This is a genomic window from Halomonas sp. M20, assembly GCF_020622265.1.
Lineage (GTDB): Bacteria > Pseudomonadota > Gammaproteobacteria > Pseudomonadales > Halomonadaceae > Modicisalibacter.
The window spans coordinates 20280-44052 of record NZ_JACNMQ010000009.1; the positions used below are offsets into that span (position 1 = coordinate 20280).

General features: G+C 61.6%; 20 protein-coding genes. 1 reads left to right on the forward strand and 19 read right to left on the reverse strand.

What is annotated here, in order from left to right; all coding sequences use genetic code 11:
- Positions 1 to 77: 77 nt before the first annotated feature.
- The 3 genes from H7850_RS17020 to H7850_RS17030 all read right to left on the reverse strand — a co-directional run bounded on the left by H7850_RS17020 (position 78) and on the right by H7850_RS17030 (position 4270).
- Positions 78 to 1448, reverse strand: a complete 1371-nt coding sequence (locus tag H7850_RS17020) for an alpha/beta hydrolase family esterase (RefSeq protein WP_227370680.1) — start codon at positions 1446 to 1448, stop codon at positions 78 to 80.
- Positions 1449 to 1511: 63 nt separating this feature from the next.
- Positions 1512 to 1928, reverse strand: coding sequence for a CopG family transcriptional regulator (locus H7850_RS17025; RefSeq protein ID WP_227370681.1), 417 nt, complete (start codon positions 1926 to 1928; stop codon positions 1512 to 1514).
- Positions 1929 to 2125: 197 nt separating this feature from the next.
- A complete protein-coding gene (locus tag H7850_RS17030; protein ID WP_227370682.1) occupies positions 2126 to 4270 on the reverse strand; it encodes a heavy metal translocating P-type ATPase in 2145 nt (714 codons plus the stop codon).
- 69 nt (positions 4271 to 4339) lie between these two features.
- Here H7850_RS17030 and H7850_RS17035 point away from each other — a divergent pair, with 69 nt between their 5' ends.
- Positions 4340 to 4819, forward strand: coding sequence for a MerR family transcriptional regulator (locus H7850_RS17035; RefSeq protein WP_227370683.1), 480 nt, complete (start codon positions 4340 to 4342; stop codon positions 4817 to 4819).
- A 77-nt stretch (positions 4820 to 4896) separates the two neighbouring features.
- Here H7850_RS17035 and H7850_RS17040 read toward each other — a convergent pair whose 3' ends face one another.
- The 16 genes from H7850_RS17040 to H7850_RS17115 form a co-directional block, all read right to left on the reverse strand.
- Positions 4897 to 6309, reverse strand: coding sequence for an NADH-quinone oxidoreductase subunit N (locus H7850_RS17040; RefSeq protein ID WP_227370684.1), 1413 nt, complete (start codon positions 6307 to 6309; stop codon positions 4897 to 4899).
- On the reverse strand, positions 6309 to 7796 hold the full coding sequence (locus H7850_RS17045) for a complex I subunit 4 family protein (protein WP_227370685.1): 1488 nt from the start codon (positions 7794 to 7796) through the stop codon (positions 6309 to 6311). Before H7850_RS17045 ends, H7850_RS17040 begins: the two co-directional genes overlap by 1 nt.
- Positions 7793 to 9661 (reverse strand): NADH-quinone oxidoreductase subunit L, encoded by a 1869-nt coding sequence (locus tag H7850_RS17050; RefSeq protein ID WP_227370686.1) that lies wholly within the window; start codon positions 9659 to 9661, stop codon positions 7793 to 7795. Before H7850_RS17050 ends, H7850_RS17045 begins: the two co-directional genes overlap by 4 nt.
- Positions 9661 to 9966, reverse strand: coding sequence for an NADH-quinone oxidoreductase subunit NuoK (nuoK, locus tag H7850_RS17055; protein WP_227370687.1), 306 nt, complete (start codon positions 9964 to 9966; stop codon positions 9661 to 9663). Before nuoK ends, H7850_RS17050 begins: the two co-directional genes overlap by 1 nt.
- Positions 9967 to 10180: 214 nt before the next feature.
- Positions 10181 to 10795, reverse strand: coding sequence for an NADH-quinone oxidoreductase subunit J (locus H7850_RS17060; RefSeq protein WP_227370688.1), 615 nt, complete (start codon positions 10793 to 10795; stop codon positions 10181 to 10183).
- Positions 10795 to 11721: an NADH-quinone oxidoreductase subunit H gene (locus tag H7850_RS17065; RefSeq protein WP_227370689.1), complete on the reverse strand. Its 927-nt coding sequence runs from the start codon at positions 11719 to 11721 to the stop codon at positions 10795 to 10797. Before H7850_RS17065 ends, H7850_RS17060 begins: the two co-directional genes overlap by 1 nt.
- Positions 11718 to 13031, reverse strand: coding sequence for a hypothetical protein (locus H7850_RS18290; RefSeq protein ID WP_227370690.1), 1314 nt, complete (start codon positions 13029 to 13031; stop codon positions 11718 to 11720). Before H7850_RS18290 ends, H7850_RS17065 begins: the two co-directional genes overlap by 4 nt.
- Positions 13022 to 13369 carry an NADH-quinone oxidoreductase subunit A gene (locus H7850_RS17075; protein ID WP_227370691.1) on the reverse strand — a complete coding sequence of 116 codons (348 nt, stop codon included), beginning with the start codon at positions 13367 to 13369 and terminating at the stop codon, positions 13022 to 13024. The genes H7850_RS18290 and H7850_RS17075 overlap by 10 nt, the downstream gene beginning before the upstream one ends.
- 215 nt (positions 13370 to 13584) lie before the next feature.
- Positions 13585 to 16704, reverse strand: a complete 3120-nt coding sequence (locus H7850_RS17080; RefSeq protein ID WP_227370692.1) for an efflux RND transporter permease subunit — start codon at positions 16702 to 16704, stop codon at positions 13585 to 13587.
- Between the two features lie 11 nt (positions 16705 to 16715).
- Entirely contained in the window at positions 16716 to 18002 is a 1287-nt protein-coding gene (locus H7850_RS17085; protein WP_227370693.1) for an efflux RND transporter periplasmic adaptor subunit, read from the reverse strand.
- 33 nt (positions 18003 to 18035) lie between these two features.
- Positions 18036 to 19337, reverse strand: a complete 1302-nt coding sequence (locus H7850_RS17090) for a TolC family protein (protein WP_227370694.1) — start codon at positions 19335 to 19337, stop codon at positions 18036 to 18038.
- Between the two features lie 307 nt (positions 19338 to 19644).
- Complete coding sequence (locus tag H7850_RS17095; protein ID WP_227370695.1) at positions 19645 to 20025, reverse strand: hypothetical protein; 381 nt, start codon at positions 20023 to 20025, stop codon at positions 19645 to 19647.
- Between the two features lie 203 nt (positions 20026 to 20228).
- A complete protein-coding gene (locus tag H7850_RS17100) occupies positions 20229 to 20564 on the reverse strand; it encodes a cation transporter (protein ID WP_227370696.1) in 336 nt (111 codons plus the stop codon).
- A 120-nt stretch (positions 20565 to 20684) separates the two neighbouring features.
- Positions 20685 to 20921, reverse strand: a complete 237-nt coding sequence (locus tag H7850_RS17105; RefSeq protein ID WP_227370697.1) for a DUF2933 domain-containing protein — start codon at positions 20919 to 20921, stop codon at positions 20685 to 20687.
- Positions 20922 to 20923: 2 nt separating this feature from the next.
- Entirely contained in the window at positions 20924 to 23209 is a 2286-nt protein-coding gene (locus tag H7850_RS17110) for a copper-transporting P-type ATPase (RefSeq protein ID WP_227370698.1), read from the reverse strand.
- A 51-nt stretch (positions 23210 to 23260) separates the two neighbouring features.
- A complete protein-coding gene (locus H7850_RS17115; protein WP_227370699.1) occupies positions 23261 to 23719 on the reverse strand; it encodes a hypothetical protein in 459 nt (152 codons plus the stop codon).
- Positions 23720 to 23773: the final 54 nt, after the last annotated feature.

A 23773-nucleotide genomic window follows, 5' to 3' on the forward strand; every position in this document is an offset into this window, starting at 1 on the left:
TTCGCTACGACATGCATTATAAAATAGTCATTCTGTTTGCAACATCCACCAGCAGCATCGGACATCGACTCAAGAGTTCACATAGCGGATTTCGAATGGCTCAGGAAAAAGCGCAGTATTTCCTGGCTGGCATTCGGCCCTTTAGGATCGGTGTAGGAACCGCGGGGCGTACCACCTGACCATGCGTGGCCAGCACCGTGGATCGTCCACTGCTCCAATTGTGCCTGACCTTGGGTGTTCTTATGAACGGTGCACGTATACGCATGACCACCGGACACTCGTTCCTGCTTGCTGGCGACATTCGCCGCCGCGACGGATGACTTCTTGGCGCCCATGGAGTCAAGGCACTGTGCAGCGATGCGTTCAGCGTTGCTGAGGTGCACTGTGGTATCCCGGTCGCCATGAAATATGATCGCGGGAATGCCGGGGGGCTTTGATGCCGTCGGAGCGCTTGCCTGCCTGTTGAGACCCGCCAAGGGCTGGCTGCCGCCCTGCATGGCCGCAAGGGCAGAGGGCAGATCCTGGGCAACACCGTGAGGCAGCCCGGAATGCACCCCCACTGCGGCGTAGATATCCGGATAGGTCATGGCCAATGTCGCGGCCATGGCGCCCCCCGCGGACAGGCCCGCCACATAGACGCGAGTTTCATCCAGCTGGTACTCCTTGAGCACTTTGCGGGTCATGCCGGCGATGATAGCCGGCTCACCCTGTTCGCGCTTTTGATCGCTGGCCTTGAACCAGTTCCAGCATTTGGAGTGATTGGCAGAACCTGGCTGAGCCGGATAAAGCACCAGGCAAGGCTGCGCTTCCGCCAAGGCGTTCATGCCAGTACCAGCGGCGAAGTCATCCGGATGTTGCGTGCAGCCATGCAACATGACGATCAGCGGCAAGGCCTGGCCCTGATAGCCGCTGGGAACGTACAGCTTGTAGTCGCGACTTCCTGCATGGTTGGTGAACGACGCGCTCTTGAAAGACGCCCCTTCCGGCAGCTTATCCGCTGGAGTGGATGATCCAATATCAAATCCGCCAGCGCCCGACAGTTTTCCGCGTAATAACTCTTGTAAATCGTTGAAGCGATGACCAGCGTCGAAGGACTGGCGTGGTGCCGCAGTATGCGTCCGCTCCTTCCATGAGTGTTCCCGATGAGACCGCGTTTCATCGTTTGTTGTCTCGCTGTGCCTTGTTCTATCGTTCTTTGCCTTGTCGCTCTTTGCCCCAGACTCAGTACGAGTATCCGATGCTGATTCCTCGACGATCCGGCAGCTGCCTTCGATGGTTTCGCCCCCGGCTTGCTCATTCGGCGCCGTCTTGTGGAACTCGGCCCCGCTATGATCGTGGCTGGCGTCGCCGCTCAGCACCCGCTGTATCATGGCAGTGGCTTCCTGGAGCTGGCCCGACTGGGTCAAGCGGGTCGCTTCCTTGAGACTTGCCAGGGTTTCTTTATTCATTGAAAGATTCATTCGTTCAATCCTCGACGCTGCTGGTGCGGCGCCCTTAATAGGTTTTGGCCGCTAGTAGGTTCTATCCGCCAGCGCGGCCTTGACCGCCTTACTGGCGTGCAAGGCACCCAGCACGACGATGGAGTCGATGGTGGCAAGGGCAAGCTCCGGGGAAACGTCCTCGGCAATACTGGCAAGCCCCAGCACCTGAATCTGCAGCACTTCGCCTTTTTCCTGCAGCGCTTCCAGATCACTGCGACTGTAGTGCTGCAGCCCCAGCACGTAGGTCTTGCGAGCCACGGTCTCCTTGACCACCTCCGCGTGATTGGCCAGCTGATTGCGAATGGCGGTACGAATCAGATCACTTCGATTGGAATAAAACCCTTCCTGCACCAGCAGATCGATCTGTCCCAGATCCACCACCCCAAGATTGATGGTGAGTTTCTCTGTGGTATCACTCGCCTTGCGACGCAGTTCATGCACGCTCATCGTTTGTTCCTCTTGCTTGATCTTTTGATATTCCATACGCCATCCACATGGATGTTATATGGCGTATAAAAGACAGCGTCAAGCAGAATGTTCGTCCATGGCAGAACAGAACATCAAAGGCAAGAACACAGATTCGAGGAGAGAGCGATAAGTCGAACAGGTGTGACTATTCAGTTGGCCTCACATGAGGCCAACTGCTAGTTACGAAAGCGATAGCCCAGCAATCGCATGGCATTTAGCGTCACCAGTACCGTCGCTCCGGTATCCGCCATCACGGCGATCCACATGCCGGTGATGCCCAGCGCCGTGGACACCAGAAAGATCGCTTTCAGGCCCAATGCCAGGACGACGTTGGTCTTGACGTTACGCAGGGTTGCCCGGGACAGGTCGATCAGCTCGGCAATGCCGCCGACGCGATTCTTGAGCAGGGCCGCATCCGCAGTTTCAAGCGCCACATCGGTACCGCCGCCCATGGCGATACCCACCTCCGCCGCGGCCAGCGCCGGCGCGTCGTTGATACCATCGCCGACCTTGCCCACCGGCCCGCGCCCCGCCCCTTGCCACTCGCGAATTCGCTGGGCCTTGTCTTCGGGCATCAGTTCGCCATGGGCCTCGATGCCCAAGGTGCCACCGATGGCCGCGGCGGTACGCGCATTGTCGCCGCTGAGCATTATTGCCTGCACACCGAGGCGCGACAGGGCGGCGAGGCCTTCCCGGGCGTCTTCGCGAGGCTCGTCGCGCACGGCGATCAAACCCAGCGCACGCTCGCCCTCGACCAGGACGGCGAGGCTCTTGCCCGCCTGCTCCAGCGCCGCGATGCGCTGCGATCGATCATCGGGCAACGTCGACAGTTCCTGCAGATGGCGAGGCGTGACCAGAGCCAGGTCGCGCCCCTCGACTCGCCCGGCGACACCACGACCGGCCAGGGCGCGCCCTTCACTCACCTTCGCAGATGAGAGCCCAAGCTGCTCGGTGTGCGCCAGAATCGCCGTGGCGATCGGATGACTGGAGCCGCGCTCCAGGGCCGCCGCCAACCTCAGAATATCGTTCTCACCCTGTTCGCTCGTCCAGCTTTCCACGTCGGTGACCTTGGGGGTGCCGGCGGTGAGCGTACCGGTCTTGTCCAGCGCCACCAGACGCAGCTTGCCCAGCTGCTCGAGTACGGCACCGCCCTTGATCAGCAGCCCATGGCGTGCGCCGGTCGAGAGGCCGGCGGCGATTGCCGCGGGGGTCGAGATCACCAGGGCACAGGGGCAGGCGATCAACAGCAGGGCCAAGGCGCGGTAGATCGATTCCGACCAGGGCATCGCCGAGACCAGCGGCGGCACTACCGCCATCAGCAGGGCCAGGCCCACCACCGCCGGCATATAGTAGTAGGCGAAGCGGTCGATGAAACGGGCCACCGGCGCCTTGGCGGCCTGGGCTTCCTCCACCAGCCGGATGACCCGGGCGATGGTGTTGTCCTCGGCGCTACGGGTGACCTCCACCTCCAGGGCGGCATCGAGATTCACCGTGCCGGCGAAGACGTCATCGCCGGGCGCGCGGGATCGCGGCACGGACTCGCCATTCACCGGCGACTCATCCAGGTCGGACTCCCCCGCCAGGATGCGGCCATCGCAGGACACGCGATCTCCCGGGCGTATCAGCACCCGTTGCCCGGGCTGCAGCGAAGCCGCCGACACTTCGCGAACCTCGCCATTCTCCATCAACCTCGCGGTGGACGGGGTCAGGTCCGACAGGGCCGAGATACTGCGTCGCGCCCGAGACGCGGCCACACCTTCCAGCAACTCGCCCACGGCGAACAGGAACACCACCATCGCCGCCTCGGCGGCGGCACCGATGGCCAGCGCCCCCAGGGCCGCGATGCTCATCAGCATCTCGATGGTGAAAGGATTGCGTACCCTCAGCGCTCGCCAGGCCCCTTGCAGGATGGGCACGAGGCCCACCAGAGTGGCCGCCACGAAGGGCCAGTCACCTAAGGCGGGCCAGATCATCCGAAGAGTGAAAGCAAGGACCAAAAGCCCTCCGCTGGCCAGTACCAAGCGCCCCTTGGCGGTACGCCACCAAGGCAAAGGGGCCGAAGCGACATTAGCCTCGTCTCCATCGCTTTTGACGGCATAGCCCAATCCGTCGATGGTCTGCTCGATCACCCGACGAGAGGGAGAAGCTCCCTGGCAAGGATGGACCTTCACCGAGCCGGTCATTGAACTTGCGGACACCTCGTCGATGCCTTCCAGCCGACCCAGCGCCGCTTCCACCTTGCGTTCGCAGCCACCGCAGTCCATGCCCTCGACTCGCAGGGTCAGCATGGCTGAGGTATCTTGATACGTCGCGTCGCTCATAGCATCGCTCCCGGGATTGAACTATCGTGAAGTCAATCCTAATCCCTGTAGCGACTATAGGTTCAAGCTATGTCCGGTGATGCGACACACCACACCACCACTAGCCTTTCGATCGGTATTGGCGACTTAGCGCGACACTCTGGCTGCAAGCCCGAGACGGTGCGCTATTACGAGCGTATCGGGCTGTTGCCCGCCGCGACGCGCAGCGAAGGAGGACAGCGCCGTTATACCGAGCAGGCTATCCGACGATTGACATTCATCCGCCACGCCCGGGATTTCGGCTTTTCTATCGAGGCCGTACGCGAGCTGTTGACGATGGCGGATCACCCGGAGATGCCCTGCGACGAGGTCGATGCCGTCGCCAAGCACCATCTGGCAGAGGTGGAGTCTCGGCTGCAGCGCCTCGAAGCACTGCGTGATGAACTAGAGCGCATGGTGACCCAATGCGCGGGCGGGCGAGTCGAAAGCTGTCATATCATCGAGGTGCTCAGCGATCATCGCCTCTGTCAGCAGCTAGGAAAGCACGGCGGCAATGATGCGCTGAGATAGTCCCGGCACAAGTATTTCGCCATTGGGAATGCTGGCTGGTGCTGCGTAAGATGCGCCAGTTCCTACTTTCTTCACCCCTAACCCGCAAAGCGAACGGCCCCCATCAGCGCCAGCCCGCCTTTCGCGCCCAGGCTCGCCGCGACAAGCAATACCGCGCTGGCCAGCAGCGCCAACCAAGACCAGCTACCGAGCACGTGCACCTCGCCTTCCAGGGGCTTGAACATGGTGACCGCGATCACACGCAGGTAGTAAAACAGCGACAGCACGGTGTTGATGGCGGCGACCACCGCCAGCCAGGTATAGCCACCGGCGATGGTCACCTTGAACAGCATGAACTTGCCGAAGAACCCCACCAGCGGCGGGATGCCGACCAGCGACAGCAGCGCCAGGATCAACACCGCCGTGACCAATGGCTGGGTGCGCCCCAGGCCATGGTAGTCCGCCAGCGCCGTGCGCCCACGCAGATGGGTCACCACGGCGAAGGCGGCGAGATTGGCGAAAAGATAGGCCGCTAGGAAGGCCAGCAGCGCACCCAGCGCCTGGGGCTCGACGTCGATCACCACCACCGCCATCAGCGCATAGCCGGATTGCGAGACCGAGGACCAGCCGAGCAGGCGCCGCACATCGGTCTGCTTTAGCGCTGCCAGGTTGCCCAGAGTCATGGTCACCACGGCGATCAGGGCGACGATGACCGGCCAGACCTGCGATTCCGGCAGCAGTGACACGAACCGTGCCAGGGCCACCGCGGCACCGACCTTGGGTGCCACGGTGAGTAGGGCCGCAACCGGTACCGGAGCGCCCTGGGCGACATCCGGCATCCAGGCATGGCCGGGAAAGGCCGCCAGCTTGAAGGTCAATCCCAGCACGATGCAGGCCACCGCCACGCTCAGCGCCAGCGGCGCCGCATCCGGCGCTGTCGCCAGCACCTGGGCCGTACGGGCGTAATCCGTATCGCCCACTAAACCGAACAGCAACACCACGCCGATCACCAGCAGGGAATTGGTCAAGGCGCCGATCAGAAAGTACTTCATCGCCGCTTCCAGTGCCGGTTTGAAACCGCGATGATAGGCCACCAGCGGGTAGCTGGCCGTGGAGGAGAGCAGGATGCCCACCACCAGTTCCATGCTGTCGTTGGCCGAGGCCATCATGATCACCCCGAGCAGGGTGAACAGGCACAGGGCGTAGTACTCGCCGTGCCGGCGGTCGCTGCGCATCCAGTCCGGCGATAGCAGGACGGCGACCGCACCGACCAATAGCACCAGCAGCTTGGTAGCCACCGCCGCGGTATCCAGCGCCCAGACCCCGGAAAAGGTCAGCGCCGGTGGCTCACGCCACTGCATCAGACTGAAACCCGCCGCGAGTGCCAATGTGATGAGCGCTAGCCCGCCGGCCCAGGCCTGACGCTCCTGAGGCGCGAAGGAGGCGAACAGCACGATGACCACCGCGCCGACGAGCAGCGCGATTTCCGGGGCCAGGTCACCGATGGGCATCAGCGACCTCCCACCAGCAACGCGGATGAGGCGTCGATCAGCGTCAGCAGAAACTGCGGGGCCACACCGATCACCAGAATGCCCAGCGACAGTACCCCCAGCACGCCCCACTCAGCCCACTTCAGATCACCAAACCCGCCCAGGTGCGAGGGCAGACGGCCGAAGAACAGCCGTCGCAGCAGGCCCAGGAACAGCGCCGCGGTGATCAGGATGCCCAGCACGCCGAGTACCGCCAACCAGGGGTAGACGGCGAAAGTGCCGGCAAAGACTTGGAACTCGGCGACGAAGCCCGCGAGCCCCGGCATGCCGAGACTTGCAAAGGCCGCCAGCACCGTGAAACCGGTCAGCAGCGGCGCCCGGTGGGCCAGACCGCCATAATGATCGAGTTCATAGTCGCCGGTACGCTGCCAGAAGGAGCCGCAGATCAAGAACAGCGCCCCGGTGATCAGGCCGTGGGCGACCATCTCCACCGTCGCCCCGGTCAGGGCCAACTGGCGGGCGGCCTGATTGTCGGCAAAAATCGCCGACGCCACGGCGATGCCCAACACCGTGTAGCCCATGTGATTGATCGAGGTGTAGGCGATACGGCGCTTGAGGTTACCCTGCCCCAGCGCCACCAGGGCACCGTAGAGGATGGCAACCAGCGCGACGATGCCGACAACCAGCGAATACTTGGCGAAGGTTTCCTGCATCATCGCAAACGGCAGGCGAATCATGCCGTAGGTGCCCATCTTGAGCAGCACCCCGGCGAGGATCGCCGAGGCCGGCCCCGGCGCATCGACGTGGGCCTGGGGCAGCCAGGTATGCAGCGGCACCAGGGGCGTCTTGATGGCAAAGCCCAGCATCAACGCCAGGAACACCAGTCCGGCGTAGAGCCCGGTGCCGGCCAGGGGCTGGCGTTCGATCAGCACGCGCATATCGAAGCTGTGCGGTTCAATCGACAGATACAGGCCGATGATCGCCAGCAACAATAACAGTGAGCCGGCGAAGGTATAGAGGAAGAACTTGAGCGCCGAGACCTGTGGCGTGCCATGCCCCCAGCGGCCGATGAGGAAGAACATGCCCACCAGGGTCAGATCGAAGAACACATAGAACAGCAGCAGATCCAGCACCAGGAACACCCCCAGCGACATCGCCTGCAGGAAAAGCATCCAGGCATAGTACTGGCGTGGCTGGCCCAAGGTATCCACCGGGTAGGCGATGGCGGCAACGAAGATCAGGGCGCTCATGGTCGCCACCGCCAGGGCGATGCCGTCGACGCCGACCCGGTAGGCCAGCCCGATGCTCGGCACCCAGCGTAGCTCCTCGACATGCTGGAAAAGCGGCCCCGCCGGATCGAAGCCGACCCAGGCCACCACCAGCGCCAGCAGCGACAGTGCGGCCACTGCCGCCGCCCATAGTCGTGCTCGTCCCTCGCTCCAGCGCGGGAAAGCAGCAAGCGCGACGGCGCCCAGCAGGGGAACAATCCAGGCGACGGTGAGAATCACAACAAGGCTCCTATGACCAGGATGGCAAGAATGACGGCAAGGCCCAGGCTGATGCCGGTGTAATAATGATGCGTCTGGCCACTCTGGGCCTGGCGTGCCCAGTGGCCGCCCCATTCACTCAAGCGGGTCACCACGCCGGGCACGCCCTCGGAGAAGGCTTCGCCCTGCTGGGCGTTGCGTCGAGCAAGCCACCGGGCGAAGCGCGCCGTGCCGCGCAGCCCGGCATCCACGACCCGGTCGTCGAAGCGGGCCAGGGAGTGGCCGAAGATCACGGTTCCCCGGGCGATCGTCTGGATTACCGTCGGCAGGCCGAACCAGCTGGCCGCGCGCTCCTGCCAAGTGCTCGATCGACGCTGGCGGCGTGTCATGACGAATCCCACGGCGATGCCCAGCACCACCAGGATGAGCGAGACGATCAGCTCCCAGAGCTTGCCTTGGGGCAGACGCTGGGGCCAAGCCTCGGCCAGCCAGGCCTGCACCTCGGGCCACCAGACCAGCGACAGCAACAGCGTGACGATAGCCAGCAGCCACAGCGCCCCGCTTTCAGCCCGGGACGGTCGCGGGCCCTGGGGCAACCTTGAGCGCTCCCGAGGCAGCGGGCGACCGTAGGCCAGCAACTGAAAGCGCGTGGCATACAGCGCACTCAAGCCGCCGGCGAGCGCCACCAGCAGCGCCAGCCAGACAGCCTGTTGCCCTGCCGCCGCCGCGATCTGCTCCTTGCTCCAGGCAGCGCCGAACGGAATCATGCCCGCCAGGGCCAAACTCAGCACGCCGGCAGCCAGGGCCACACCCGGCAGCCTTCGACCCAGACGCATGTCATGCAGCTGGTAACTGCCGATCTGGCGCTCAGCGAGCCCCGCGGACAGGAACAAGCCCGCCTTCAAGAAGGCATGGGCGACGAAGTGCAGCAGGGCCACGCCGGGAAAACCCGCTCCCACCGCGACCCACATCAAGCCGTACTGAGCCGACGTCGAGGCCGCCAGCAGCTTCTTGGCGTGATTCTGGAACATCCCGACCACCCCACCGATCAGGGCGGTGGCAAGCCCCAGGCTGATGACCAGTGGCGCGAACCAGTCGACGGCGGAGAGCGTCGGTTGCAGGCGCGCCAACAGGTAGATGCCTGCCGCCACCATGGTCGCCGAATGCAGCAGCGCCGACACCGGCACCGGACCCGCCATGGCGGCGAACAGCCAGGAAGAGAACGGCACCTGGGCCGACTTGGCCGCCGCCGCCAGCAGGATGCCGGCCACCGCGATGCTCAATAGCCCGCCGTCCAGGGTCGCCAGGTCGGCGTAGCCGAAGCCGCCGCTGCCGGCGAACACCGCCGCCGCAGCAATGTACAGGCCGAGATCGCCAAAGCGCGTGACCAGAAAGGCCTGGGCCGCCTCCTTGGGCACCTCCTTTTGTCCCCACTTGTGAGAAATCAGCGCCCAGGAGCAGGCACCAACCAGCTCCCAGGCGATCAGCAGCGTCAGAAAGTCATTGGCCAACACCAACATTTGCATGGCACCGACGAAGGCCAGCAGCAATCCCAGCAGACGCGCTCCCTGGCGATCACGACGACGATAGCCGGTACGCGGGGCCAGTTCGTGGTAGCCGGCGTAGACGACGATCAGCAGCGCAACGAGCGGTATCGTCAGGGCAAAGACGCTACCGGCGGTGGAGAGCTTGAGGGTCAAGGCCAGCGTCTCGCTCCAGGCAACGCTGCCCTGCCAGCCACTCGTGATCGCCAGCCCGGCCAGCACCAAGGTGGCCAGCACGACAAGCGACGCCGCAAGCGTTAGCCCGAAACGGCCGAGGCGTCGGCCACCCAGATAAAGCAGGGGCGCGCCCAGCAGCGGCAACAGCACGAGGGTCCATAGCATCAGTGCTTCAACTCCGTGATGCCCTCGGTCACGTCCGCCTGGTTGGTACGGAACACCGCCACCACCAGGGCAAAGCCCATGGCCATCTCGATGGCCATCACCGCCATGACCACGATGGTCAGCAATTGGCCTTCCGGCGCACCGGCGCCACTCAGTGCCCAGAAAGCCACGGCGGCCAGCATGACGCCATTCAGGATCAGCTCGAGGCCCATCATCAGCATCACGAAGGATTGCTGGGACAGCGCGCCGTAGATGCCGATGCCGATCAGCGCGGCGGCGAGCAGCAGTAGCGTCATCAATGTCATTTTCGCCTCCTTGCGTTAGCCGGGTAGTCTCGCGGGTAGGCCGTCGCGAAGGCGCTGTGAACCCCTCCCTGGGCGCTACTTTTGCCATCTGACCGCCATGGATGGCGGAAATGCCGGAATTGAATGGAGCCTTTTCCGGCCATGGCAAAAGACCTTCGCTTTGGCCTACCCCCGATCCAATCCCTATCCACCTCTGAGAATTTGTAACGGACGCCTAGTGGCAGTGATGATGACCACCGCCCTCATCCTCTTCTTCAGGCATACCTGCCGGGTCGCCGCCCGGCACCAACCCAGGCGGCATCGAGCCCTCCTCGGCAGCGCCATAGCGCCCGTTATGGCTCGACAGCACCACCACGCCAATCATGGTGGTCAGCAGCACGATGCCCGCGGACTCGAAGATCAGCATCGAATCACCCAGCAGTTCGTTACCCAGGGATCTGACCGGGTCGATGTCCGCCGACAGCGGATTGTCGGGAAACTCCGCCAGCAGCGCCACGGCAGCCAGCACCAGGAAGCTCACCGCGCCGGCGGCGATGGAAAACTTGTGCTGGTGCACCATCATCATCGGATTGAGCCCCGCCGGGTTCATCATGAACATGACCATGAAGATCGCCATGACCATCATCTCCACGGCCATCATGAAGAACATCGCCACGCCCAGGTACTCCGCCGCCAGCAGGATCATGATCACGCCCACGGCGATGAACGACACCAGCAGGAAAAAGGAGGCGCGCACCATGGAATCCGTGGCGAACACCCGCCAGCCGGAGACCACCGCCAGGATGGCCAGCAACACGAAAAACACATCGACGATCAGCGGATAATCCATTACCACAAGGCCTCCACGCCCGCCCAGATCAGATCGACAAAGGAGAGCGGCAGAAACACCACCCACATCAGGGTAACGCAGCGCTCCGGCTGTACGCGTGGCATCAGCCGACCGATCAGCAGCAGCACGGCAAGCACCGCCAGCATCTTGAGCAGCATCCATACCGGCCCGGGCAACCAGGGGCCCAGCCAGCCGCCGAGAAAGGCGCTCGCCGCCGCGCCACTGAAAGCCACCAGCATCGCCGCCCGGGCCAGATTCCACACCAGCCGGGGCGGACCGGAAACCGCAGATGCCGTGCCCCCGGCCAGATCCCGGGAGTCCGCCAGATTGAGCGGCCCCCAGAAGGTCATGCCCAGCCCGACAATCAGGAATAGCGGCAGCCCCAGAGGCTGGCGAATCACGTTCCACAGCTCTTCCTGGGAAGCCACCACCTGACTGAATTGCAGCGACTCGGCGGGCAGCGCCACGCCGATCAGCACGAACATGCTGATCAGGATGTAGGAAAGCCCCAGAGCCACGTAGCGATAGGCGCCGATCAGCGCCAGCAACGTATTGGCGGACCAGCCGTGCAGGAAGATCACCACCGTGGCCAGGGCCTCGACGCTGCCCCACAGCACCACGCTGGTGACCAGATCCGTGGCGATCAGCGTCGGCGAGAACGGCACCACCGCCAGCCCAATCGCGGCCAGGGCCAGATAGAGTGCCGGGGCCAGGCGCCAGGCCCGCCAGTCCGGCGCCTCGGTGGCGTTGGCCTGCTGATTGAGCAGCCATGCGCCCTGGGCCAGGGGTGCCATCCACGCACCCGCGCCGCTTGGCCTGCCCAAGGCGCCTGCGATCACCTCATCGATGACCGCCACCAGATAGGCACCGACCACGAGGACTACCGTCACCAGGAGCACCGGCAGTATGAGTTCGTTAAAAATCATGCCCGACGCTCCTCGGCAATGGCCTGGGCGACCGGCGCACCGCTCGCCTCCTCCAGCGACCAGGGCGACAGCGGCACCAGATCGAGGCTTGCCAGGGTGCTCAGCGCCTCGTCCCACTCCAGCCCCGGCAGCAGATCATCGAGCAGCGTGCTCTGATCTTCGGGCCACTGCCGGTGCCAGGTACCCCGTGGCGTCTCGACACCGTCGCTGTGCCGGGTATGGGTCGCGTCTTGTTCGGCCTGGGCGGCGAGTTGCAGCGACTGCTCGACTTCCGCCAAGGTCTGGCGCCAGCGTGCCCCCGTGTCACCTTGGCGCTGAGTGAGCGGGCGAAAGCCCAGTTGCCGGTAGCCCTCGTCCTCACTGCGCCAGTCCTCCTCGAGCCCCGCCGCCCGAGCCGCCACCCCGCCGACTCGACGGGCCGTTTCTTCATCGAGCCGGCCCTGCCCTGTCGTCGTCAGCCCAAAGAAGCCGCTGCGTACCAACCGACGCCGAAGCGTCGCCACACGCTTCGGATTTGAATGAGATTCGAACGCCAGGCGTAGGGCCGTCAGTGCCAACGCCTCGAGGCCCGCCAGGCGCAGGGCGAAGTAAAGGTGCTTCAGGTGGTAGCGCGCCATAGCCCGCTCAAGCTCGGCGATGGGCACCGGGCCCTGCAGCGCCTGGAAGAACACGCTCTCCAGCGCAATGGGGTAAGGCGGGTCCCGAGTCGTCCAAGTCTGGATAAGATCGCCCTGTAAAGTGACTTCGACGCTCAGCCCCGGCGGCAGCATGGGCAGAAACGGCCCCAGGGTGACGGTGAGAGAGTCCAGGGTCAGGCCATCGCGAATGTCATCATGCATGTTCATGGCCATGGGCCGGCCATAGGGTACGCCGCCCATCATGCCCTCGCCGCCGTGGCCGTCATCGCCCAGTCCTTCCCAAGGATTGGGCGGCTCGTCTGGCAGTAGCCGCGGTGAGCTACCGCGCTTTCCACACATCAGCTCGTGATGCATCGCCTTCAGCGCTCCGGACAAGACGTCGGGGTCGTCGATGCGGGTGGCACTCGCGAGTTCATCCAGAGGCTGGCTGCGATACCACAGCGTGGCGAAGGGGGCGGGTAGCTGGTCGTGCACCCGACGCAGGGCACCGTACTGATCCGGCGGCACGCCCCCGGCTACCAGCAGAATGCTGGCATGGCGCGGCGAGTCGACCAGCTCGACCCCAGGTGTCAGGGCCAGGCGATAAAGCACTTCCTCGCCATGCATGCCCCGCACCGGAAACACCGGCACGCTGGCTCGCGCCGCCAGGCGTTGCAACCAGCTCACTGCCACTTGAACACCCCCTCGCGCCAACCGTAGACGATGCCCACGGAGAGGATGGCCAGGAACATGCCCATCTCCATCACCGCCTTCATGCCCTGCTCGACGAATACCACCGCCCAGGGGTACATGAACATCATCTCCATCTCAAAGGCGATGAGCAGTATCGTCATGGGGTAGTAGCGAGTGTGGTAACGGTTCCAGGCGTGGGTCTCGGGCAAGCCCCCGCCCAGAAAAGGTGCACGCTGGGGATAGGTCGGCATCGGTTGATGGCGCATCGGCAGCCACTGGATCAGTAGCCCCAGGCCGGCAGCGATCAGTACGATGAAAAAGAGTGTGAGCAGCTCCATGCGAATCCCTCGCCTTGCTGGCACGACAACGGCAGCCAGTTCGTTCCTTTTTATCGATACGATAGAAAAGCGTTATATAGCAGACGCCTATAAAGCTAGATCAATAAATACGCCACGTAAACGCTAGCGCCCTTTCCTGAATATAAGCTGAATGGACAGAGGCGCACCCACGATGGCTGCGCCTCTCTTGCTGCACGTTCTTCACTACTACAGGCTCACCGCAGGGCGGCCTTCCGCCACAGGAAATATGCCGCCGGTAATACCAGCAGTGTCAGCAGCACCGCGCTTATCATGCCCCCGACCATGGGGGCGGCGATCCGGCTCATCACCTCGGAGCCGGTGCCCGAGCCATACATGATGGGCAGCAGGCCCACGATGATGGCGGCGGCGGTCATCATCACCGGACGCACCCGCAGCCCGGCGCCGTGCAGAACGGCATGGCGCAGTGTTTCCGCCCGCGGCTCCACATCATGGCTTTGACAGCGCTCCAGCATCTCGCGGTAGGCCTGATTCAGGTAGACCAGCATGATGACGCCGATCTCGACGGCCACCCCGGCCAGGGCGATGAAGCCGACCCCGACGGCCACGGAGAAATTGTAGCCCAGCAGGTACATCAGCAGGATGCTGCCCACCATCGCCAACGGCAAGGTGCCCATGATGATGGCCACCTCGGCCAGGCTTCTAAAGTTCATGTACAGCAATATGATGATGATGGCCAAGGTCAGGGGCACGACATAGGTCAGCTTGGCCTTGGCACGCTGCATGTACTCGTACTGGCCGGACCAGGTGACGGAGTAACCGGCAGGCAGGTCGAGCTCGTCACGCACCACTTCCTGGGCTTGCCGCACATAACTGCCGATATCCACATCCGCGATGTCGACGAACGTCCAGCCATTGAGGCGTGCGTTCTCGCTCTTGATTCCGGGCGGTCCGTCCTCCACCACGACCTCCGCCACATCGCCCAGGGAAATGCGTTGGCCGTCCGGCGTGACGATCGGCAGCAGGGAGAGCTGCTCGGGGGAGCTGCGGTAATCCTGGGGATAGCGCAGGTTGACCGGATAACGCTCCAGCCCCTCCACCGTCTGGGTGACATTCATGCCGCCGATCGCGGTGGAGACGACCTGTTGTACATCGGCGATATTGAGCCCGTATCGAGCAGCCTTCTCGCGATTGATATCCGCCTTGATGTAACGGCCGCCGGCGACCCGCTCCGAGTAGACCGAGGCGGTGCCTGGCACATCGGCGAGGATCGTCTCGAGCTGCTGGCCGATGCCCTGGATGGTCTTGAGGTCGGGCCCGGCGACCTTGATGCCCACCGGGGTCTTGATGCCGGTAGCCAGCATGTCGATGCGCGTCTTGATCGGCATCACCCAGGCGTTGGTGACTCCCGGGAACTTGACCAGGCTGTCCAGCTCCTGCTTGAGCTTCTCGGTCGTCATGCCTTCGCGCCACTCATCCCGAGGCTTCAACTGGATGAAGGTCTCGATCATGGTAAGTGGCGCCGGGTCCGTGGCAGTTTCGGCGCGCCCGATCTTCCCGAACACGGTCTTCACCTCCGGGACGGTATAGATCAGCTTGTCCGTCTGCTGCAGCAACTCCCGGGCCTTGCCGATGGAGATGCCCGGATAGGTGGTAGGCATGTACATCAGGTCGCCCTCATCCAGCGGCGGGATGAACTCGCTGCCGATCTGGGTCGCCGGCCAGAGCCCGACCACGGCGACGAACGCCGCGCCGGCCAGGGTCGACTTCGGGAACCGCAGGACCCCGCGCAATACCGGCATGTATATGGCGATCAACAGCCGATTGAGCGGGTTCTTGTGCTCCGGCAACACCTTGCCGCGGATGAAGTAGCCCATCAGCACCGGCACCAGGGTCACGGCCAGAGCCGCGGAGGCCGCCATTGCATAGGTCTTGGTGAAGGCCAGCGGCGAAAACATGCGGCCTTCCTGAGCCTCCAGGGTGAACACCGGCACGAAGCTGACGGTGATGATCAATAGGCTGAAGAACAGCGCCGGGCCCACTTCGCTGGCGGACTCCGCGACGATCTTCCAGCGGTTCTCCCGCGTCAGCGGCGTTCGCTCCATGTGCTTGTGCATGTTTTCGATCATCACGATGGCACCGTCGATCATCGCGCCGATGGCAATGGCGATGCCGCCGAGGGACATGATATTGGCGTTGATGCCTTGCAGGTGCATCACGATGAAAGCGGCCAGGATGCCCACGGGCAGGCTGACGATGGCCACCAGGGAAGAGCGGACATGGAACAGAAACACCACGCACACCAGGGCAACGACAATGAACTCTTCCAGCAGCTTGTACCAGAGATTCTCCACCGCGCTGTCGATCAGGCCGGAGCGGTCGTAGACAGGCACGATCTCGACCCCCTCGGGCAACCCTTGCTTGAGCTCCTCGAGCTTGGACTTGATCCCCTCGATGGTCTTTTGCGCATTCTCGCCGAAGCGCATGACGACGACGCCACCCACGGTTTCGCCCTCGCCGTTGAGCTCCGCCAGGCCGCGACGCATCTGCGGGCCAAGGCTGATGTCGGCCACATCCTTCAACAGCAGCGGGGTGCCGTTGGCATCCAGCCCCAAGGGGATACTGGCGAGATCCTCGACGCTCTGGATATAGCCGGTGGCGCGAATCATGTACTCGGCCTCGGCCATTTCCACCACCGAGGCGCCGACTTCCTGGTTGCCTCGTTCGATCGCCAGTTGGATCTTCGACAGTGGGATCTCGAAGGCCCGTAGCTTTTCCGGGTCGACCTGCACCTGATACTGCTTGACCATGCCGCCGATGGCCGCGACTTCGGACACCCCCGGCACGGTTTGCAGCTCGTACTTGAGGAACCAGTCCTGGAGGCTGCGCAACTGGCTGATGTCGTGCTCACCGGTCTTGTCCACCAGAGCGTAGAGGTAGACCCAGCCCACGCCGGTGGCGTCCGGGCCGAGCTGCGGCCGGGCGTTGGAAGGCAGCGTCGGCGCCACCTGACTCAGGTATTCCAGCACGCGGCTACGCGCCCAGTAGGGGTCGGTCTCTTCGTCGAAGATCACGTAGACGTAGGAGTCACCGAAGAACGAGTAGCCGCGTACCGTCACCGCACCCGGCACCGACAGCATGGCGGTAGTCAGGGGGTAGGTGACCTGGTCCTCCACCACCTGAGGTGCCTGGCCAGGGTAACTCGTCTTGACGATCACCTGGACGTCGGAGAGATCGGGAAGCGCATCGACCGGCGTGTTCTTCAATGAGAACAGCCCGCCGCCGATCACGATGAAGGTGGCCAGCAACACGAAGAAGCGGTTGCTGACGGACCAGCGAATAATAGATTCAATCATGATGCCTTTCCCTATTCGCTGTCGCTTTTCATGGTGTGATCCATTCCCGCATGCTCACCCTGAGCTTGGGCAGAGTCGTCTTGTTGGCCATGATTCATGCGCATGAAGTCCGAGGTCTTGCTGGATTCCGAATCCAACAGGAACTGAGCGGAGGTAACGATGCGCTCACCCACCGACAGCCCGTCGAGAATCTCGACGACGTCCTCGCCAATGCGGCCAACCCTCACCTCGACCGACTTGAACTTGCCGTCTCCGAGGGCCAGAACGACTCGGTTCTGCTCACCGGTACGAATAAGTGCTTCGCGGGGAATCTGCTGGGCGGTGTTATCGCTACGGCTATGAATCGTCAGCTGCATGAACATGTTGGGCTTGAGTAGCCTGTCGCTATTGTCGAGCCGCGTTCTCACCTGTGCCGTGCGCGTCTTGCTATTCAGTGTCGGGTAGATGTAATCCACTAAGCCGTTCCAGGTCTTGCCAGGGAGATACTCAGAGGTGAGAGTGACCTTGTCCCCCTCTTCGACGAGGGCCGCCTGACGCTCGAACACCTCGCCTACCACCCAGACCTCCTCCAAGGCACCGATCGACAGCATGGTGGTGCCCGGCTTGACGAAGAACCCCTCACGGATATTCAGGTTATCGATGACGCCATTCTGTGGCGCGAAAGTCGTGACGGACTGTTTGACCCGCTTCGAATTCTTGACCTCCCGGATAGCGGAAGCAGGAACCTGTAACGCTTCCAGTCGTTCTTCAGCGGCTTGAATCAATCGCGAATTGCCACGATTGATCGCCAGCACGAGTTCCTGCTGGGCGTTCACCAGAGTGGGCGAATAGATGTCGTAAAGTGGTTCGCCCTTTTCGACCGGATCGCCTTCCGATTTTACGTATAGCTTTTCAATCCAGCCTTCGACCCGTGGGTGGATATGCACCAGTTGATCTTCGTCGTACTGCACGTAACCGATCGTTCTTATCCCCGAGTCGAACACGCCTTTGTCCACTTGAGCCGTGCGAACCCCCAAGTTGTTTTCGATGGCCGGTGAGATACGCACGACTCCGGCGCCTTCATCCTGCGCTGTACTCTCTTCTTCGTAGACGGGAATCAAATCCATCCCCATGGGGGATTTACCCGGCTGGTCTCGCTGGTAATTGGGGTCCATCGGTGCCACCCAATAAAGAGGCTCCTGGCTATCGCTTTCCTCGGCCACCGGCTCCTTCATCAGCGTCGCATAGGCGCTATAACCCGCGATGCCGAGCGCGGCTCCCACCATCAACAACAGCACATACAGTACGACTCTTTTCATACCGACCTCTTGAACCAAGAAAACAATAAGCGGTTACTCAACACCTGCAAGGTAATAATTGATTGCAGCGATCAACTTCTGTCGCTCGACTGCGATATTCAGAAATTCGATCTTGGTATCAAGCTCGTCGATGTAGGATCTGACGGCCTCGGCAAAGTCGCCATCGTCGTTGTTATAGGCTTCGAGAGAGACTTCTGCTTGTTCATCCAACTGAGGAAGAAGCTGGGTAGAATAGAGATCCATTCGTTCATTCAAACGAACGAGCTGGACCTTGCTTTTCTCGAGATTGGCCAGCATATTTCTCAGCAGAAGTGATTTATCCGTCTTGGTGGACTCAGCTTTTGCAACGGCGGCAACCACTTCCTTGTCTTGCTTCTTTTCCGTAAAAATAGGCACATCGAAGGCCACACCTGCGGTAAAGAGTCCAGCCCTATCGTTTCCCATAGGGTCATCGGCACGATATCCGTATTTTGCCGTGACACTCCACTCGGGCCAGTACTTCTGATAGGCCAGATCGACCCCGGTTTTAACCGCTTCGATCTTCATATCCAGTGCTTGCACGGCGGGGTGACGTGCCAGCATTTGGCCCGCTTCTCGCCGGGAGAGCTCTGCCGATGCCTGGGCGATTTCCGGCATGGCCAGGGTCAGCTCGGGTAGCTCACCCGCCAGGGGTTGCGCAATGGCCGCATCGCCTATCCATTCCGACAGGAGCTGCTGGGAGGCCTCCCTTTGCTGGTTGAGCGACGTCAAGCGGTCATCCAGTCGGGTCAGTTCCAGCTGGGCTCGAATCACATCCTGCTGACGTGCCTTTCCCAGCGCGGTGGAGTAATTGACCTGAGCGACATCCACCAGTTGCTCGAAAAGGTCCATATCCTGCTCGATGAGCGCAATGGTCTGTTGCGACTTATAAGCCTCGAGCCATAGCTGGCTGACTGTCGTTGCGACCTTCGCCTTGCGATCCTGCCGCATGAAAGGGTGCTGCTGCCCAAGTTGTTCCTTCTGCCTTTCCATCAGATCGAGACTATCCCCGCGGGGAAACATCTGGGTGACGCCGATACTGAACTGCGTCATCGGCTCTTGGTGAGTATTGAAAGTATCCGCAGGAAGGTTGCCTGCAGTGAGCGAAATCTTGGGATCGGGCAAGGTTCCCGCCGCCGTTGCCTCGGCTTCCAGGGCATCTTGGGTGTATTGGCTGCCGCTGAGCCAAGGGTCACGGGACTGCGCCATCTGGACTGCCTGGTTCAATTCCAGCACCGCCTCCTCGCCCCAGGCAGATGGTATTGCGGCCGCCCCCATCAACAGTGCCACTATGGATGTTCGCCAACCCTGTTTCATGCGTATTGTTCCTGACATTACCTGCGTGGGATAAAGTATTGCCCTGTGAATCCATCCTTTATAAGTATTGGGCTTAGCATATTGGCTATTACTGAAATGAAACTGAACGCGTGGGATATTTCTTCTGGCGTCTTCTGGCGTCTTCTGGCAGACGCCCAGGGGCAGAGAGCCTCAAGCATTGGCTCCGAGAAGCATCACGGATCGCATCTTGAGCTCATAAAATAGCCAGCCTCTCCGAGAGAACAGGCTGGCCACGGCTTTTCTATGAGAACTACTGCCTGAGTCCTACGACAGCGCTCTCTACCTTTCACTTGTCGAGACGATTGCCGACTGCAGGTTGCTCATGAAGAGGAGAATGGGCAGCGCCTCCCCGATCCGAGGAACCATTGACTTGTTCTTTATTTAAATTGATATATGGCTTGGTCTCGGACATTCCACCACTTTGGCCTTGCATGTTGTGTTCTCTGAACATGTTAAGGGCATTCTGTTTCTTGTTCTCATCTATCTTTTGATTGCGCCATCCACCCTGATTCAGGGCTTCATTGCTAGGCAGGTTTTGCATGACTTTATTAAGTTGCGCGGACTGTCCTGTGGTATTTTCATAATCAACCGATGCCAACACCATCGACGCGGATGAAAGGCTGGCGACGGTAACGATCAAGGCAACTGATTTCTTGACTACGTTCATGGTATTTCCTCTGCTTTGTGGATATGTTTCTACTATGAACGTATTACCTGAAACTAAACTGAAAACATCAAACTTTTTTGTGACTTTTATATTCAGCTTATTTTCAGAAAAAAATATACTTAAGAAGTAGTTTTAATGCAGTTATAAATTGTAAAAGAATTGATAATTGAAAGTTTATTATCTACTCCCGACCACCAATACAACTAATGGCAACTCCAGGGGTCCTTGGCGGCATTGTCCTTGATGTTCTGATCAACGAACCGGTAATGCTCTTCCTTGAAGCGGTTCCACCAGCCATGACTGATTTCAATGTCATGCCTTGTCAGAACCTCTTCGATGCATTCGATACAGATGCGTGATGCATCGTATGCCAGACGAAGCATTCGCTTCCTTTCATCGAAAGCCACGCTGTCGAGACCGTAAATCTGATCGATTTCCTGAAGCGCGACCTCGAGCTTTCGTTGACCGCAGGGCTCGAGTTTCAGCTTCCGAATCACCAGATTGGCTTCGCTGACGCCAAGACGATATTCCTTACGCATGGGCAGTCTCCTGACCTTTAGGCCCTGCACAAAAAGTGTCTGAGCGTTGCCCGGCTTTTTAGACAAGGCCAAGTTTATGAACCTTCTCTCGGTACTTCAGTTCTTTTATCTAGCGCCTCGCTACTTATCACCCCCTCCCTTGTCGTCATCATTACCGCCATGCGAACCATGCCCCCGATGCATGAACACATGTATCAGCGGACAGGCGAGCAGGATCAGCCAGGGCAGCGCGCCAAGCAGATGCGCCTTATGATCCTCCCAAAGCAGGAGCACCACAGCGGCCAACGCCAGCCCGGCAATCAGTGTGAAGCCTCCTTTACTCGGTTTCTGGTCCAGCCAGTGCTTGTCGTCAGCCATGATCAGATCCTCACCCGGCGCAGGCGCAGCGCGTTCGTGACCACCGAGAGCGAGGAGGCGCTCATCGCAAAGGCGGCGAACATCGGCCCGATCAGGATGCCGAGGAAGGGATAAAGAATCCCAGCGGCGATCGGCACGCCGGCGGCGTTATAGATCAGCGCGAAGAACAGGTTCTGCCTGATATTGCGCATCGTGGCCTGAGACAGCTTGCGGGCGCGCACGATGCCGTCCAGGTCGCCCTTGACCAGCGTGAAACCTGCGCTTTCGATCGCCACGTCGGCGCCGGTGCCCATGGCAATGCCGACATCGGCCTGGGCCAGCGCGGGTGCATCGTTCACCCCATCCCCCGCCATGGCGACCTTGCGGTCTTGCTCCTGCAATTCGCGGATGATGCGGGCCTTGTCCTCGGGCATCACATCGGCGCGGATCTCGTCGATCCCCAGGCGCCCGGCCACCGCTTTCGCCGTCCGCTCGTTGTCGCCGGTGGCCATGATGATGCGGAAACCTAGTTGGTGCAGCGCCTTCAATGCATCCGGCGTGGTTTCCTTCACCGGGTCGGCGACGCTGACCAGGCCCGCGATGGCGCCATCAAGCACGACGAACATTACCGTCTCACCCTCGTCCCGGCGGGCATTGGCGGTGTTCGCCAGCTTGCCGCCATCGAGGCCCAGCTCGGTCATCAGCTTGGCATTGCCCAGCGCCACCGGCTTGCCATCGACCACGCCCTTCACGCCCATGCCGGTGACGGCCTCGAAATCCTCGGCCTTGCCCAGCGTGACCCCGCGCTCCTCGGCACCGGCGACGATGGCGTCGGCCAGCGGGTGCTCGGAACCCTTTTCCAGGGTCGCGGCCAGGCGCAACACCTCGGTTTCGTCACGCTCCGCTTCCGGCATCACCGCCACCAACTTGGGCTTGCCTTCGGTCAGGGTGCCGGTCTTGTCAACGATCAGCGTGTCGACCTTGGCGAAGCGTTCCAGCGCCTCGGCGTTCTTGATCAGCACGCCCAGTTGCGCGCCGCGCCCGGTAGCGGTCATGATCGACATCGGCGTGGCAAGTCCCAATGCACATGGGCAGGCGATGATCAGCACCGCCACCGCCGAGACCAGCGCATAGGAGAGCGCCGGTACCGGCCCCCAGATCGCCCAGGCAATGAAGGCAATCACCGCGACGCCAATGACCGCAGGCACGAACTTGCCTGCCACCTTGTCGGCGAATTTCTGAATTGGTGCGCGTGAGCGCTGGGCATTCGCCACCATCTCGACGATCTGGCTGAGCATGGTATCGGCGCCCACCCGGGTGGCTTCCATGACCAGGCTGCCGGTACCGTTTATCGTGGCCCCGGTGACCTTGTCGCCTTCAACCTTTTCCACCGGCACCGGCTCGCCCGAAATCATCGACTCGTCGATGGAGGAGCGGCCTTCGACCACCACGCCGTCCACCGGCACCTTGTCGCCGGGCCGTACCCGCAGATGATCGCCCACCTGCACGTCTTCCAGCGCGACCTCCTCTTCGGTTCCATCGGGCCGGATCACTCGGGCGGTCTTGGCAGCCATGTCCAGCAGCGCGCGAATCGCCTTGCCGGTGCCTTCCCGGGCACGCAACTCCATCACCTGGCCCAATAGCACCAGCGCGACGATCACCGCCGCGGCTTCGAAGTAGACGCCGACATTACCGTTCTCGTCGCGGAAGCCCTCGGGGAAGATGCCCGGCGCCAGCACCGCGACGATGCTGAAGACATAGGCCGCACCAACCCCCATGCCGATCAGGCTGAACATGTTGAGATTCAGGGTGCGAAACGAATTCCAGCCGCGCACGAAAAACGGCCAGCCCGACCACAGGACCACCGGTGTCGCAAGGACAAACTCGATCCACAGCGTGGTGCGCTCACCGAAGAAATCGCGGATCGCCGTGATGCCCAGGAAAGGGGTCATCGTCAGCACCAGCAGCGGAATCGTGAAAAGGGCCGCGACCCAGAAACGCCGGGTGAAATCCACCAGTTCGGGATTCTTCCCCTCCTCGCCTACCGCCGCAGACTCCAGCTCCAGCCCCATGCCGCACAGCGGGCATGCGCCGGGCGTGGTCTGCCGAACTTCGGGATGCATAGGGCAGGTATAGACGGTACCGGCATGCCCGGCCGGCACCTTGTCGTACTTGCCGCCACGAACCGGTGAAGTGGCTTCATGGTTGGCGTGATGGGTGTGTCCGTGGCAATTGGCATGATCGACGTTCGCGGAGCCGAGTTCTTCCTTTTGCCTCTGCTTGCCGTGATGGGAATGCTGCTGGGTCATGGAATCCTCTCCGTCACTTTGTTGGACTGGTTGCAAAATGCATAAAGGGCCTCACAGGTCTTCCATCCTTGCTGCGTCACGAGCGATGCGCATGGCTTCGTGTTCCTCGAGCTCCATGAGCTGCTCGAGCAGCACGCGAGACGAGGGCACTTCGGCGCGTGAGTGCAGGTAGCGGTATAAGCCAATGACCTTTTCATGCACGGCAAGCAGGGTGGCGACGACTTGCCGCGTATCCATATCGTGAAACTCGGCATCGCATTCCTCGTGGGGCTTGACCGGATACCTCTCGAAATATTCATAGCACCAGGTATTGAGCGCCGAGGGGGAGGCATGCTGTTTTGTCAGCGTAAGAACGCGGCTGAGTTCTCGTTCATGATGAGCGAGATAATCGAGTAGCATCTTGAGCCTTTCGCGCTCGCTGCCCTCACCGCAATGGGTCAGACAATCCGCCAGATTGGTGTGGATCGCTTTCGTCCAATCCAGGACATCGCTCAATGTTTCGACTTGCATCGTTTTCTCCCTCACGCGGTCAACCGTCTGATTTCAAAAACATGTTCTTCGTAA

Coding starts and splice junctions, on each gene's coding strand:
- H7850_RS17090 (WP_227370694.1), bottom strand. CDS start 19,337: ATGAAACAGGGTTGGCGAACATCCATAGTGGCACTGTTGATGGGGGCG.
- H7850_RS17040 (WP_227370684.1), bottom strand. CDS start 6,309: ATGCCCATCGGTGACCTGGCCCCGGAAATCGCGCTGCTCGTCGGCGCG.
- H7850_RS17025 (WP_227370681.1), bottom strand. CDS start 1,928: ATGAGCGTGCATGAACTGCGTCGCAAGGCGAGTGATACCACAGAGAAA.
- H7850_RS17115 (WP_227370699.1), bottom strand. CDS start 23,719: ATGCAAGTCGAAACATTGAGCGATGTCCTGGATTGGACGAAAGCGATC.
- H7850_RS17050 (WP_227370686.1), bottom strand. CDS start 9,661: ATGCTATGGACCCTCGTGCTGTTGCCGCTGCTGGGCGCGCCCCTGCTT.
- H7850_RS17030 (WP_227370682.1), bottom strand. CDS start 4,270: ATGAGCGACGCGACGTATCAAGATACCTCAGCCATGCTGACCCTGCGA.
- H7850_RS17035 (WP_227370683.1), top strand. CDS start 4,340: ATGTCCGGTGATGCGACACACCACACCACCACTAGCCTTTCGATCGGT.
- H7850_RS17065 (WP_227370689.1), bottom strand. CDS start 11,721: ATGATTTTTAACGAACTCATACTGCCGGTGCTCCTGGTGACGGTAGTC.
- H7850_RS17075 (WP_227370691.1), bottom strand. CDS start 13,369: ATGGAGCTGCTCACACTCTTTTTCATCGTACTGATCGCTGCCGGCCTG.
- H7850_RS17110 (WP_227370698.1), bottom strand. CDS start 23,209: ATGACCCAGCAGCATTCCCATCACGGCAAGCAGAGGCAAAAGGAAGAA.
- H7850_RS17100 (WP_227370696.1), bottom strand. CDS start 20,564: ATGCGTAAGGAATATCGTCTTGGCGTCAGCGAAGCCAATCTGGTGATT.
- H7850_RS17085 (WP_227370693.1), bottom strand. CDS start 18,002: ATGAAAAGAGTCGTACTGTATGTGCTGTTGTTGATGGTGGGAGCCGCG.
- H7850_RS17020 (WP_227370680.1), bottom strand. CDS start 1,448: ATGAATAAAGAAACCCTGGCAAGTCTCAAGGAAGCGACCCGCTTGACC.
- H7850_RS17105 (WP_227370697.1), bottom strand. CDS start 20,921: ATGGCTGACGACAAGCACTGGCTGGACCAGAAACCGAGTAAAGGAGGC.
- nuoK (WP_227370687.1), bottom strand. CDS start 9,966: ATGACATTGATGACGCTACTGCTGCTCGCCGCCGCGCTGATCGGCATC.
- H7850_RS17080 (WP_227370692.1), bottom strand. CDS start 16,704: ATGATTGAATCTATTATTCGCTGGTCCGTCAGCAACCGCTTCTTCGTG.
- H7850_RS17095 (WP_227370695.1), bottom strand. CDS start 20,025: ATGAACGTAGTCAAGAAATCAGTTGCCTTGATCGTTACCGTCGCCAGC.
- H7850_RS17060 (WP_227370688.1), bottom strand. CDS start 10,795: ATGGATTATCCGCTGATCGTCGATGTGTTTTTCGTGTTGCTGGCCATC.